This is a genomic window from Chryseobacterium sp. T16E-39 (genome assembly GCF_002216065.1).
Lineage (GTDB): Bacteria > Bacteroidota > Bacteroidia > Flavobacteriales > Weeksellaceae > Chryseobacterium.
Window position 1 is genome coordinate 1,552,315 of sequence record NZ_CP022282.1, and the last position, 14,102, is coordinate 1,566,416.

The 14,102-nt window shown below is 34.0% G+C and carries 12 protein-coding genes and 1 tRNA gene; 8 read left to right on the top strand and 5 right to left on the bottom strand.

Annotated features, from left to right (window positions below; genetic code table 11):
• Window positions 1–60 precede the first annotated feature (60 nt).
• The 5 genes from CEY12_RS07070 to CEY12_RS07090 all read left to right on the top strand — a co-directional run bounded on the left by CEY12_RS07070 (window position 61) and on the right by CEY12_RS07090 (window position 3,658).
• Window positions 61–756, top strand: a complete 696-nt coding sequence (locus CEY12_RS07070) for a hypothetical protein (protein WP_317043953.1) — start codon at window positions 61–63, stop codon at window positions 754–756.
• A 3-nt stretch (window positions 757–759) separates the two neighbouring features.
• Window positions 760–1,839, top strand: a complete 1,080-nt coding sequence (recF, locus tag CEY12_RS07075; RefSeq protein WP_089027025.1) for a DNA replication/repair protein RecF — start codon at window positions 760–762, stop codon at window positions 1,837–1,839.
• Window positions 1,840–1,917: 78 nt separating this feature from the next.
• Complete coding sequence (locus tag CEY12_RS07080; protein ID WP_089027026.1) at window positions 1,918–2,292, top strand: four helix bundle protein; 375 nt, start codon at window positions 1,918–1,920, stop codon at window positions 2,290–2,292.
• Between the two features lie 79 nt (window positions 2,293–2,371).
• On the top strand, window positions 2,372–2,665 hold the full coding sequence (locus tag CEY12_RS07085) for a hypothetical protein (protein ID WP_089027027.1): 294 nt from the start codon (window positions 2,372–2,374) through the stop codon (window positions 2,663–2,665).
• 384 nt (window positions 2,666–3,049) lie between these two features.
• Window positions 3,050–3,658 carry a DUF1062 domain-containing protein gene (locus CEY12_RS07090; protein ID WP_089029812.1) on the top strand — a complete coding sequence of 203 codons (609 nt, stop codon included), beginning with the start codon at window positions 3,050–3,052 and terminating at the stop codon, window positions 3,656–3,658.
• A gap of 137 nt (window positions 3,659–3,795) precedes the next feature.
• Here CEY12_RS07090 and CEY12_RS07095 read toward each other — a convergent pair whose 3' ends face one another.
• From CEY12_RS07095 to CEY12_RS07105, 3 genes are read right to left on the bottom strand one after another with little or no spacing between them, the layout of a single operon-like run.
• Entirely contained in the window at window positions 3,796–5,826 is a 2,031-nt protein-coding gene (locus CEY12_RS07095; RefSeq protein WP_089027028.1) for a recombinase, read from the bottom strand.
• A gap of 13 nt (window positions 5,827–5,839) precedes the next feature.
• Window positions 5,840–6,484, bottom strand: coding sequence for a monofunctional biosynthetic peptidoglycan transglycosylase (gene mtgA / locus CEY12_RS07100; RefSeq protein WP_089027029.1), 645 nt, complete (start codon window positions 6,482–6,484; stop codon window positions 5,840–5,842).
• A 42-nt stretch (window positions 6,485–6,526) separates the two neighbouring features.
• Complete coding sequence (locus tag CEY12_RS07105; protein WP_089027030.1) at window positions 6,527–7,573, bottom strand: ABC transporter substrate-binding protein; 1,047 nt, start codon at window positions 7,571–7,573, stop codon at window positions 6,527–6,529.
• A gap of 59 nt (window positions 7,574–7,632) precedes the next feature.
• Between CEY12_RS07105 and CEY12_RS07110 the strand changes: the two genes are divergently transcribed.
• Window positions 7,633–7,706 (top strand) — tRNA-Arg (locus CEY12_RS07110).
• Window positions 7,707–7,848: 142 nt separating this feature from the next.
• Window positions 7,849–8,361, top strand: coding sequence for an ATP-binding protein (locus tag CEY12_RS07115; protein ID WP_089027031.1), 513 nt, complete (start codon window positions 7,849–7,851; stop codon window positions 8,359–8,361).
• A gap of 255 nt (window positions 8,362–8,616) precedes the next feature.
• Here CEY12_RS07115 and CEY12_RS07120 read toward each other — a convergent pair whose 3' ends face one another.
• Window positions 8,617–10,530 (bottom strand): amidohydrolase, encoded by a 1,914-nt coding sequence (locus CEY12_RS07120; RefSeq protein WP_089027032.1) that lies wholly within the window; start codon window positions 10,528–10,530, stop codon window positions 8,617–8,619.
• A gap of 489 nt (window positions 10,531–11,019) precedes the next feature.
• Here CEY12_RS07120 and CEY12_RS07125 point away from each other — a divergent pair, with 489 nt between their 5' ends.
• On the top strand, window positions 11,020–13,422 hold the full coding sequence (locus tag CEY12_RS07125; RefSeq protein ID WP_185117051.1) for a hypothetical protein: 2,403 nt from the start codon (window positions 11,020–11,022) through the stop codon (window positions 13,420–13,422).
• A gap of 142 nt (window positions 13,423–13,564) precedes the next feature.
• On the opposite strand, the gene CEY12_RS07130 is transcribed toward CEY12_RS07125, so the two are convergent.
• Complete coding sequence (locus tag CEY12_RS07130; protein ID WP_089029813.1) at window positions 13,565–13,897, bottom strand: nuclear transport factor 2 family protein; 333 nt, start codon at window positions 13,895–13,897, stop codon at window positions 13,565–13,567.
• Window positions 13,898–14,102: the final 205 nt, after the last annotated feature.

Consider the following 14,102-nt stretch of genomic DNA (forward strand, 5'->3'; position numbering starts at 1 on the left):
ATGAATTTCTTAAAAATACTGAAAAAATATGTTATAGACAGTCAAATATATGTCTCCATAATGGGAACTCTTTTTGCAGTATTTTTCATGAGAGAGCAAAACACATTCCGTTTTCCAACCTTTTTCTTAATTTTTATCACCTATTTTGGAGGTTATCTTTACACAAAGTATCAATACACTAAATATTTCTTTAAAATATTAATAGTAAACGCTATAGCAGGAATAATCTGTGCATTTCTTATCATCCATAATCATAATGAAATAAGATTATTAAAATGGTTTGTAATTGTTGTTCTGGGATTATTATACAATAGTTTTTTTCTGGATGTTTATATAAGAAAAATCCCATTATTGAAGGTTTTTTATGTGGGACTTGTCTGGGCGCTGGTTAACTGCTGGCTTACTTTACCGAAATTCAGCTTTCCCATTTTCCTGATCAGCTTCTTTTTTATTACAGCTTTGGTACTGCCTTTTGACATCAGGGATATGAAAAGTGATACTGTAAAGACCTTTCCGCAGATCATTGGAGTTCAGAACACCAAAAATATAGCTTATGTGCTGGTTTTTATAAGTACTGTTTTAGCTTCTCTATATCTCGATCAGCAATATGCTGTTTCTTTTTTTCTGACAACTATTGTCACTTATATTCTCATCTACTATTCTGAAAACAAAAGAGATGACGCTTACTTTTCTTTCGGAGTCGAAACTTGTTCTGCACTTCCCTTTTTATTTTTAGGAATAATGAAGTATTTTTGACAAATGATTATTAAGAAACTTTCTCTGTACAATTTTAAAAACCATGCTGAGAAAAAATTTGAATTCTCCCCGCAAATCAACTGTTTTGTAGGCAATAATGGCGTTGGAAAAACCAATATTCTTGATGCTTTGCATTATTTATCCGTAGGAAAGAGTTTTTTAGGGAATACTGATCTTAATAATATTAAAAAAGAAGAAGACTTTTTCACAATTGATGCGGAAGTTCAGAATGACGAGAGTGAAGATACTTTAAAAATATCCCAACCTAAAGAGGCCAAAAAGATCATTAAAAAGAATGACAAAAGCTATGACCGGATGTCTGATCATATTGGATATCTTCCAAGTGTAATGATTTCTCCATATGATTCTAACCTCATCTCAGATTCGGGGGAGAGTCGTAGAAAGTTTTTGGATTCAATGATCTGCCAGACAGATTCGGGATATCTTTTCGATCTTATCCAGTACCAGAAAATCATTCAGCAAAGAAATGCCTTATTAAAGTATTTTGCTAAAAACAGGGTTTTTGAAAAAGATTCTCTAGAAATCTATGATGATCCGATTACAACATTCGGAACCAAGATATTTGAAAAAAGACAAGAATTTGTTTCTCAGCTTAATCCAATTATACAAAACTTTTATCAGATCATCTCTGGTGCAAAAGAAGCTGTTTCTGTAATTTACGAATCCCATCTGATAGAAAATTCTTTTGAAAATTTATTAAAAGAAAGCATTGAAAGAGACAGAATGCTAACCTACACATCAAAAGGAATTCATAAAGATGATCTGCTTTTTGAAATGGATTCTGTCCTGATCAAGAAGATAGGATCCCAAGGACAACAAAAATCTTTTCTGATTTCATTAAAACTTGCCCAAATGAGTCTTGTAAAAGAATTAACAGGAAAAACTCCTATTCTCCTCTTAGATGACATCTTTGACAAATTAGATGACCATCGTGTAGCACAACTTATTGAGTTGGTGAATCAGGAGAATTTTGGACAGATTTTCATTACGGATACACACAGAGAACGAACAGAAAATGTGGTAAAGAAAATCAATGAGGAAAGCATAATTTTTGAGATTTGATATGAGATACGAGTTTCGTGATGCGAGGTAAGATACGAGGTGCGAAGGATATAAAATAAACACAAATGGGTGAAAATTATGAGTTACAGAAATTTAGATATTTACAAGATTGCTTTTGATTTGTTCCTAAAAACACATAAAGCCTCACTTCTCTTACCTAAACATGAACTTTATGAATTGGGAAGCCAACTGAGAAGATCTTCTGATTCGGTCATAACAAATATTGTAGAAGGTTATGGTAGATCCTGTTATAAAAATGACTATATCCGGTTTTTAGTTTTCAGCCATGCAATTAATGATGAAACCATAAATCATTTAGAAAAAATTACAATACTCTATCCTGAATTTGCGTTAGAATTTGAAACACTAAAATCAGAATATAATACATTAGGTGGAAAAATTAATAACTATAAAAAATGGGTTAAAGAAAACTGGAATGAAAGCAAACCATAAATTAACCCTAACAATATGAACATTTAACTCATACTATCACACTACGAAAACTCGAACCCCGAACCCCACAACCCCTCTCATGAAAAGAAAAAAAAGAGAATTCCAGTCTTCCGACCTTGTCAAATCCTTTGCCAGAATCCATGGTTTTGAGCATAAATTAATCGCATTTGAAATTAAAGATTTCCTTGAAGACTATCTTGATGAAAGCCTTTTCAATGAAATAAGAAGTGTAGGGATACAGGATCAATGCATTATCATTAAAATTGATTCTCCGTTATTAAAGAATGATTTTAAAATGCGGAGAACTTTCTATCTTAAAAAATTTCAGGATAAATTTGGAGATGATAAATTTAATGATCTTCAAATAATATAAGAAATCTGAATTAATAAGGTTTTATTATTTTGAATATTGATAGCTCATCTATCGAAAAATTAGCATAGCATAAGCCTATATTCTTTTTCTGATTTCTATTCAAAATTGTTTACTTTTATCCTCTAAAAATAAACCAACTACATTTTGAGAACCACTCTTAAATTTATAGTAGCTTACTATTAGCCTTAACAACCACAGGCTGATAATTCTTTTGTTTGGGTAACTCTACCTAAACAGGTTTTCCATTTAAACATATTATTCGTTGCGTTGCTTTTAAGCAACCCATCTCTTATTTCAATTTTTGATTGTTTATCAATCAAAAACTGTAATACAGCGGATAATTCTAAAAAACTTAACAAGAATATTAAGCACCATTATAAATTAATGAGACAAGAACATATATGGGAAGTACAAGTTAAAAACACTCCTCTTTTAAAAAGAAAATGCAATCATTGTGACAGTAACAGATATTATTGCAGTGAAAAATTCAGGATGAATGCTCAAAAAAAGAATATTGATGTATGGTTAATTTACAGATGTGTAAAATGTGACAATACCTATAATCTCAGCCTGTTTTCAAGAATAAGAACTGAATCAATTAGCCCGGATTTATTTGATAAACTTTCGGGAAATAACAAAGAAATAGCACGCGGATATGCATTTTCCTATGAAATCATGCGAAAAAATAATATTGAAATGGACTTGGATACGATCGAATATGACATTCAACATACAGCCATTTCGATAGATGATATTTTAAATTCGAATCATACGACGGTCTTATTTAAAATTAAGTATCCTTTTGATTTTAGCCTTAAATTATCGACTCTGATCAGAATATGTTTACAGCTATCAGCCAGTCAGTTAAATAAATTAATTACAGCAAAAGCGATTTTGGTTCAGGAAAGACATCTCCTGAAGAAGCATAAAATTAAAAATGGCGATATCATCCAGATAGACAGAGATAAACTGAGAGGTGTTTTTGTAATCTAAAAAGGGAATAAAAGAAATGTATGAGCAATTGTACATCATTAAATTGTAGAGTCTAATCTCACCGGTTAGACTTTACAATCTATTTCTATGAAAATTGAGTTAGACACGATAGATTGGCTTTTAACAATCCAAGCAATTTAATGATCTTCAGATTTTGTAGAGATTGTATTACTCATCAGGTCATTTGCCTTTTTATCTAGTCTGGAACTTAAAGGAAAGAAAAATTTGAAAGGGTGACTGAGAAAATATCTAAATATCTCTTTATAAATTTCACTTACCTGTCCAAAATTCAGTTTTCGGGATCGAAATGCTAAAAACATTGACAGTCCAAAGCTTACCAGGAAGTTGAAGAATCCAATGAGGAACACGGTAAAAAAGGAGATCCAAAAAGTATAGGAATCTACTGAAAAATCTTTCCCGTACAATCCTATCGCGAAGTTCCCAGCGGCAAAAGTAATGTGACGAATATCCAGATCCAATCCAAAAAACAAACCTACCGGAGCAGTCGCTCCGAGGAAAACCCCAAACCAGAAATTAGATACTATCCCTGGCCAGTTCTTCGCATAATATTTAGAAAGGCTTTTCGCAAATTTAGCTCCGAATAATTTTCGAATAGAAATATTTTTTGCAATACGCTCCGGTATTTGATAGAAAACAGAGTTATTCCCAATATTGCCTGAGATTATTCCCGAAATAAAAAGATAAAAACCTGCTATACTTGCATGTAAAATAGCTTTCGATTGAAATGGATCCAAGTCTTTCAGTAATTTATCAGATCGGTCAACAGCTAGATTTTGAGAGAAAAACACATCCAAGCCATAAATAATTGCCAAAGCAATTGGAAATGACAATGCTACATTTCCCACAAACGCAATGAACTGGCTCCTAAATAATTTAGATACAAGATGGGCAAATTCAATATTATTTCCTTTGCTGTTTCCCTCTTCTGACAATACTTTTGTCATCGTAGCCGCAGTCATTGCAGGCTGCTTTGTTGCTAAAGTAAACCCCATCAGATAGATCATAATAAAGCCCATTGCATAGTTCATCGAATATAAAAATGCATGGGAAAAATCACTCCCCGGAATATATCCATAGAGCATTTTCAAAACACAGAGCGCACCTACAATAATTCCTCCCCCACTTGCTTTGTAAAACATTTTCATATATTCTTTCCGGGTAGAAGTAATATAATGTGATCCGGCTTCCGCCGTATGATTGGTAATTAAATGGGAGATTAACCGGGAACTGTCATTAATAAGTTCAGCAATATTATTTTTATGGGATTTATAACGAATAATATTAAATACCAGCTGCTTTGATTTAATAATTACATCCTCTTCATTATTGATCACCAAAAGCTTGACAATCTCATAGATTCTTTCGATCTGTTGACGAATTTTAAGAAGGGACTGGTTGATCTTTCCAGAGATCCCATATTTAGAAGAATTTTTAAAAGCAATATTAACAAATTCGAGACATTGCTGGCTGTAAATTTTAATCTGCTTATATCGACTGTCTTTGGAGTGCAACTGAAGATCAGGATTAGCTTCCAGCTCATCAGCGAGCCCTTCCAATTCTTTCTGCAGCGCGAGAAATGGATTGTCGAAGTTTCTATATTCCGGTGCCATTCTTACCACTTCTACTTCCAGAGCCATTCCGGTTACACGCCAGGAAAGTATGTTCATAGAAAAAATAAGTTCCTTTTTAACGTTATTTTTTGTAATAAAATCTGAAACACCGAGCATCATAAGGAACTCATTCACTTCATTTTCAGGAAGGTTATGAAGATATTCAAGATCTTTTTTAGGTCGCAAGCTGATGTTGTCGATCAGATACCACACAGTTTTTTCCTTTTCTACAGGCGGTAAGATCTTATTCAGAATTCTTTTTTTTAATTCAGGAAAAAATGCATTTTCAGAAAGAATATTAGCTTCTGTCAATGACAGGTTAAATGGCCTTCCCTCAAAAATATTGTGAATATAATGTTTAAAATTTACTGCAAAGTCCGGATTTGTTCTTAGGAAATTGAGTACATCTGTAAAATCAGATCTTTTGATACTTTCTAAAAACTCCGCAAACGGTTCTAAAGAAAGAGTTTCGTTCTTAAAAGAAAAATATTTTTTAAGTACAGATTCAAAATTTGTGCTGGAATTAAAGAATTTCATTAGTACAAAGATACTATTTCAAACTCACATTTCTCATTTGTCTTAAAATCCAGTTGTGTTTCCTGTTCAGATAAGCGGATGGATTTTTAGGATCGTATTCTTTAGGATTAGGTAAAACAGCAGCTATCCATGCGGCTTCAGAACTGGTAAGATCTTTTGAAGATTTACCAAAATAATACTCAGATGCAGCTTCTATTCCAAACACACCTCTACCCATTTCTATGGAATTAAGATACCGCTCTAAAATAATATCTTTACCCCATACTTTCTCTATAATAAAGGTATAAACCGCTTCCAGGCCTTTTCTTATCCAACTTCTCCCCTGCCAAAGAAAAATATTCTTCGCCGTTTGTTGAGAAATTGTACTTCCGCCTCTTACTTTTCTTCCTTTTTCATTGTTTTTCATTGCCTTTTCAATGGCAACATAATCAAAACCATTATGGGTAAAGAATTTCTGATCTTCAGAAGCAATAACTGCTTTCTTTACATTGTTTCCCATTTCATCATAAGAAATGTAGTCCCGCTGTAATTTTCCATATTCAAAAAGCCCCCCTATCTGAGTAATCGTTATCGGTGGATTGAAAAATCGACCCCATATAATGAAAACTACATTCAAAATCAGAATGATAAAAAGCAGTTGTTTTATTTTTTTCCACATACCTATTAAAAAAGCAATACAAAAATAAACAAATCCTCTGAGTTATTGTAACTCTTTCATGTATACCAACTCATAATTAGGAAGAAGCTCAGGGTGAAAAATCTTAATATAGTCTTTAAGAACCCAGTCTGCTCTCACCACACCACTTTCGAAAAAATCATTGGCTTTCTGTTTTTCTCTTCCTGAAATACTGTAGATCTTGCCTTTTGTAAATACTCCTAGTTTACCATAGAAGGGATTCATGTTCAGCATCTCTTTTTTTGAGGTATGATTTCCGGCATTTACCCAGTACTGAACTTTATCTGACTTTGCGAAAACTTCCTCGAAAGTCATACTAACTGCCTTTTCATCATTATTGTTTTTCAAAATATATTCAGCATTAGCATCCGAAAGATAATGAGCCACAAATGTCTTCCCTCCAGATAAATACCAGACATCACCATACATTTCATTCGTTAAGACAAGTGGTTTTTCTTTACCTTTTAATGCAAGTTGCTTCAGTTCATTATAATTTTTTTCAATTTCCTTATATTGAGTTGCTGCTTCTTTATCTTTTCCGAAAAATTTTCCAAAAACCTTTAAATAAGCTGTTTTTTCAAGCGGATCCTGTTCGAGGTATTCGTCAAAAAAAACAACCTGTATCCCATTATTTTTCAGGAGCTGGTAGGTATTTTCAAAGCTTGCAATATAATTGGTAAAAATCGCATCAGGCTTCAGGGAAATTATCTTTTCCACATCATATTTTTGTTCACTTCCAATATTCTGAATTTTCCCTTCTTTAATAAGATTTTGCACTTTTTCTGAATAAATATATTCAGGACTTGAAACTCCAATTACTAAATCTTCCGCATGCAATGCTGATACATATCCCATTAAACTTGCATTTAACAGCACTACTTTCTTAAAAGGAATCTGATTTGGTTTAAAATTATAGGTATAATTTCCCGATTTCACATGCAAACCATTAGCTTCATCCTGGTATTGCAGCCTTTTTGAGATTTGTGTCCAGTCATTAGACGATTTTTTTTGTTCTCTTTTACAGGAGATTAGAGTACAAAACGCAAATAGTAGTAAAATTCTTAGTTTCATATTTCAAAGAAAAGAAAAAAGTGCTATATTTGCAAACCCTTAATCAACAAGGAAACAATGGCCTCGTGGCGCAACTGAATAGCGCATCTGATTACGGCTCAGAAGGTTACAGGTTTGAATCCTGTCGAGGTCACAAAGAAAAGCTAATCATATGATTAGCTTTTCTTATTTTATCAATATCAGGGATTCAAGATTTAATTCCGTGGAAACTAAGTACTGTTTAGGAAAATCCTAGATCGAGCTAATCCCGGTAAGATCACAAATTAAACTGAAATATGAGAATTGCAATATTCGGAGCCCACAAAGTTGGTAAAACCACATTGGCAGAAGAGCTTCTGGAAAACCTCCCGGGATATACATTTGAAATAGAACCCTACTATCAGATGGAGTCTTCAGGTTATGAATTTTCTGAAGACATTAATCCTGATGATTTCATTGAGCAATTTAATTATTCAGTCAAGCTGATCTCCAAAAGCGGAGATGATGTCATATTCGACAGATGCGTTATTGATATCTTAGCTTATCTTCATGTTCTTGATCCAAATCGAAATATTCAGCTTCTCTTTAAAAAAGCTCAAAGCTTAATTGCTGAAATTGATCTTTTTGTTTTCGTGCCTATCGAAGAGCCTGATCTGATATCCGATTATCAGACGGACTTGCCAAAACTCAGACAACAGGTTAACGATTTACTTCTCGATTGGATTGAGGATTTTGGAATAAATATCATTGAAGTACAGGGTACTTTGTCGAATCGAAAAGATCAGGTTCTTACCAGAGTTTTATACTAGAATCCAAGTATGATCGATCAGAGAGGGATAATTTCTGTAAATCTTTAAAAAGGTTACCGGTTTAAATCCTGTCGAAATTATTTTAATAGATAACTGTTGGCATCTGCTACTTTTACTCGCAGGCATTTTTTTTGAATCCTACCACTCATTCTTATGTACATCTACAGTATTAGTAAGCTTAAAAAAAATCAGAGCAGAAATGATCTGCTCTGATTCATATTTACTTCGTAATTATTGAAGTCTTTTCTCGATGAGTTAAGAGTTATTTGAAAAAAGCATATCTTTTTCAGTTACGGCCTTAGTTGTCTGATCATTTACATAAACAGGTACGCCACCCACCCATGTTTCCAATACCGGAATATTTCGCATCTTCATGTATTGTTCGGATTGAGTAGTTAATGAAAGAGGATCCTGCCCCAAAATAACGAAATCAGCAAAGTAGCCATCATCTAATGAACCTACCCATTTATCTGCATAACACTGCCATGCAGCATCATAGGTAACAGCAATCAAAGCCTGCTCGGGAGTAAGACATTCTGCACTGTTTAAAACTTCAATACTTGTGGTTTTCTTTTCCATTATTCTGGTAACGGATTGCTCCATCATTCTCAAAGGTCCCAGAGGACTTACTTCATTGTCGCTGTGAAGGGTAATCCTCATACCGGCTGCAAGACTTGAACCGCATAAATCCAGCATTTTCGCTTTTTCACCGAATATTACTTTTTTAAAAGCATATCCCCAGTATCCCACGTGTCCGATCAGGAAGCTTGGTGAAACACCCATTTGCAGCATATTGGTAATCTGATCTGCTGTCAGAAGGGAGCAGTGTTCTATACGGTTACGTAGTTCTGGGCCTCTGTATTGAGCAAGGGTACGCTGATAGGCATTAATGGCAAATGTTACGGCCTGATCGCCATTGGCATGAATCATTAACGGCCAACCTTTTCCAGCCACCACAGTATTAACCAGCGTATTATAGCTCGGTGGAATCGTATGTGCAGGAATACCCGCCTGCGGGAAATTAAATATCCCTGTATTATTAACAGGATCGCACAAATAAGGAGCACTTTGATAACCTGTCAGTCCCTGATTAGAACCATCAGAAACGACCTTAACATGTCCATAATAAACAGGCTTGTATTTATCGGGCTCTGTATAATTATCAAGTTTATCAGCATCTGCCTGACTGGAACAAATAAAAGCTCCGCCCGTTCTTACCAATTCCGGATGCGTATCAGCATACAGTTTCAATAATGTATCGAAACCTTTATTCAGCCCGGCATCATACATAAAAGTGACCCCTCTTGAATTAGCCAGCTGAAAAAGCTCAGTGAGATATTTATTAATATGGATACTCATGGCAAGAATCTGTACCATTACGACTTTCAGTGCTGGCGTCATTTCAGGGCTCTCCTGTAGCTGCCCCTTGGTTTTCCTGATATAATCGTCAGCTGAATCATATTGTTTCTGTACAGTATCACTATGATTGTATACGTGCTCTAAAGCTTTGGTATTAAGATAAAGAGTATGCATGGAAGCACTCAACAGCATGATGGGCTTTTCGTTATTAAGAGTATCCAGCACTGTATTATCAATAGTCTGCAACTCTTTTGTACCATCTGCTTTTACGACAAAAGGCATAAGGGAGGGATCCAAACCTCTTCCCAGGATAACATACCCGGGAATATCGTGAACATTTTTGTTGATAATTGCTCCCACAGAGGTCAGATCATATAGAGGCTGTAAATCCTGTCCGTTAAAAGGGCTTACATCCAGCCAGTCGGACATCATAGCTGTGGGAACCATATGAACATGGGGTTCGATAAGGCCAGGGAGCAATGTATCCGTTTCTTTTAATTCTTTTCTATCATGTTCAGGATAATGCTGATGCATATATTCCTCTACGTCTTTTACCTCACCGGTCATCACAACTTTTCCATCAGCAATCCCAATAGCTTTAACGGTATCCGTAGATCCGCCGATCATGGGACGAATAATCCCACCACTGATCATCAGAGGTTTCGGCTTCTGAATATTCATTTTTTGGGGATAAGGTTTCATTTTTCCAAGATTTTCAGGACTGAAAAGTTCTTCTTTAACAATCTTTAAAACTGGATTGTTGCAAGCACAATGTGTGCAGCCGTGCGTGTGTTCGTGTAATTTTTCCATAGGAATAATTTGGTTTTAAGGGTATGATTAAGTTTAATTCTATCCGTATTTCATTTAGTTTTACATCATATTTACTACATAGAAAAACCATCTCATCATCAGACAAGATTTATTACGCAATCAAAATAAAAAAGGATTATTTAAAGTATAATATATTTAAATAAATACTTATTAATGAATAATTTTCATTTATTTGCGGCTATTAGTTTATTTTATAAAAATAATAAAAATATTCTTTCGATCTCCATTTTTCACTATATATTGATTATTTTTTTTCTGTTTTAAAATTTTAATTTACAGTATCTTCCTATTTAATTCACACTTCACGTTTATATTATTCTATACATCAAAAAGCATTATATCTTGAAATATCTACCGACAAGGTATCATTAATCTTATTTTTTATCTGTGAAATAAGAAGTTAAATATCAACTTCCGAAGCCTTTAAATCATTAAATTAGCCCAGAATTAAAATGCGTTAAGATTTCTATGAAAAATATTTTCTTTCTATTGCTTATTGCAACTGTACAACCTGTATGGTCACAAACCAAACTAGAAAAAGCAATCACAAATCTTGAGAATAATTACGAACAGGAAAAAGTATATCTTCTTACCGACAAGTCACAATACGTAGCAGGCGATCAGATCTGGTTTAAAAGTTTTGTATTCGATGGATACAATCGCTCCACATTGTCTACTACCCTGTTCGTAGAGCTGTATAACTCAGATAAAAAATTAATAGACTGGAAAACGATACTTCTTACCAATGGAGAAGGGAGTGGAGATTTTAAACTCAAAGAAGATCTTTCGGAACAGGTTTATTTCGTGAGGGCCTATACTCCTTACATGAATAATTTTAGTGAAGATTTCCAGATTGTAAAAACACTTCCTATTTACAATCCTAATGCAACGGAAACATTACAGATTTCTAAAAATCCTGATTGGTCTGCCAAAGCTATTCCGGAAGGTGGAAATTTCATCAACGGTATGCCTACAAAATTTGCAGTAAGATTAGTAAGCGATACTTCTTTTCCGGAAAGCTGGACAGGAAAAGTAATTGATACACAAAATCCAAATACACCGGTTACTACTTTTACATCTTTTGATAAAAATGTAGCATCTTTTAAAATAACACCTGCTTCAGGAAAAAAATACCAGGTCATCATTAAGGATAATACCGGTAAAAATAAGACAATTGATCTACCGCCTGTTGTAAGCAGTGGAGTTAATTTAGAAGTTTATAGCTCTAAGGAAGGGATTAAATACACCCTAAAAGGAGTCAATTTAAAACAGCAGCTCCAGAATTATAAAATTGTAGGAACCATCAATAACCATCTTGCTTATAAAGCCAATATCTCCCAGCTGATCAATGAAGCCTCAAGCCTTATTCCAACAAAAATAAGTAATGGAGCCAACGGTATTTTGCAACTGGCTATTTTTGATGATCAGGACAATCTTGTAGCAAAAAGGCTTTGTTTCATAAAACCTAATAATTTAAAGATTGAGAAGGCCGAAATTATCGGTCAGGATTTAAAACAAAAACCAAGATCTTTCAATAGTATTGATCTTTCTCCGGAAACCTATTTTAAAAATTACACCGTTTTAGTAAACGAGGATGACGGCAGCAACAGTCCCGAAAAAGAAAATTTACTGAGCAGCCTTTGGCTAACAGGAGATTTTACTACAAAAATAGATTCACCGGCACAATATTTTACCAATACGGCCAATACAGAAGCTTTAGACGCCTTGCTTATTTCTGAAAACTGGAAAAGATTTGACTGGAATACAATTCTTAACGGATCTTCACCCACCATTAAAGCCAGCTCTCAGAAATTTCTTTCCTATAGGGTAAAACCTCTTAAGGACAATGGTCTGATGAAAGATACGACAGTCAATTTAATGTTAAAACTAGGAGAAAATGAGCCTACAATTAATCAATTCAAAACAGATCAGAGTGGATACATTTATTTAAACAATCTTAACTTCGATGAACCTTTGAATGTGTCATTGTTCGTAAATTCAGAAAATAATAAACAAGAAAATACAGGTAATTTATTTGTTACAATAGAACCACTTGTAACCCCTACACCATTTAAAGGGAGCTTCCCAACTACAGAATACCAGTTGGTGAAAGCAGCTGAACATAAAAATCTTTCTCAAACAATTTCCAGAGCCATCAATACTCAGAAAAACAGTAAAAAATTGGAGAACGTTGATGTTCAAATTGAAGAAGTAAAATTAGTAAAAAAGGTAGATCCAAAAGAAGAGCTTAACAAACAGCTCTCTACCGGAATGTTCAGCTCTCTCAATACAACCATATTTGACTTTGTCAATGAAGATCAAATGGCTGCAGGGTCACTCAATATATTAGATTGGCTGCAAGGAAGAGCTGCCGGATTAACATTCCAAAGAAATAATTCCGGTGTAAATGTTCCCTATATCCGTGGTCAGCAGGCTAAGTTATATCTGGATGAAGTACTCACCGATGCCAGTATGATTGCGACCGTTCCTATAAGCAGTATTGCCATGGTAAAAATCATTAAAGAATCAGGATTAATAGGAAATGCAGTTGCTATCTATACTATGAGAGGTAATATGAAATCTAAAAACAATAAGGAAAATGATGTCCAAAATAAAAACACATCTGTAGTAAAAGGGTACGACAAACCTTCAGAGTTTCCTATTGAAATGCTGGACACTGACGATTCTCCAAAGAAAATCGAAAGTGATACCCGCGAAACGCTCTACTGGAATCCAAATTTATTTGACAGCGATTACGTTCCGCCGAGAATTAAATTTTTTAATAACGACACAGCTAAGCAATATAAAGTTCTGATCATCAGTTTTGATGAAGATGATAATTTACTGTATGACCAACGGGTCTTAAAATAATATATTTCGTTCTATTAAAAGGCCTTTCAATTCCCTTGAAAGGCTTTTTTAGTATATTTTCATTCAACCATCTATACCTATTATTAATTTAAACCTTTGCGTCAAATGAAATGATAAACTTTATTTTTTTGTATAACCCCAGCTATATTAGGTCCGCTTTTACGTGTATTATTTTGCCATCTTTGAAGGTAAAATCAAACGTTCCACCGGTTTTACCTCCCGGAAAGTCTCCCGTAAATAAAACCTCCGCATGGGCTATATTATCTTTCACATGAAGATTTACTAATTTTGTATGGGTATTATAACCTATGAAATAGTCTTCAAAATATTCACGGATGCCTTTATGCGATTTAAAACTACGACCCACTGACGGGTCGTCAAGCACTGCATTTTCATGGTATTTGGTAAGATATTGCTCTACTTTAAAAGCATTGCTGTTATCAATCCATTCTTTTATAAATTGTGGTATATCCATCTTTTTTATTTGTTTGTCTGGTTTACATTTTATTATAGAACAAAATTGCAATATTTGCTTAATTTAAAATTAGCAGGAATGGTCGATTTCTTAGCCAAAATGACTTAAATTTCTTTGCTAGCAAAAGTGTCATGCTCGTTATTCAATCTTAAATTAATTTAAAATTTACATCGTAACATTTGACACTCCAAAACAATACACTTCT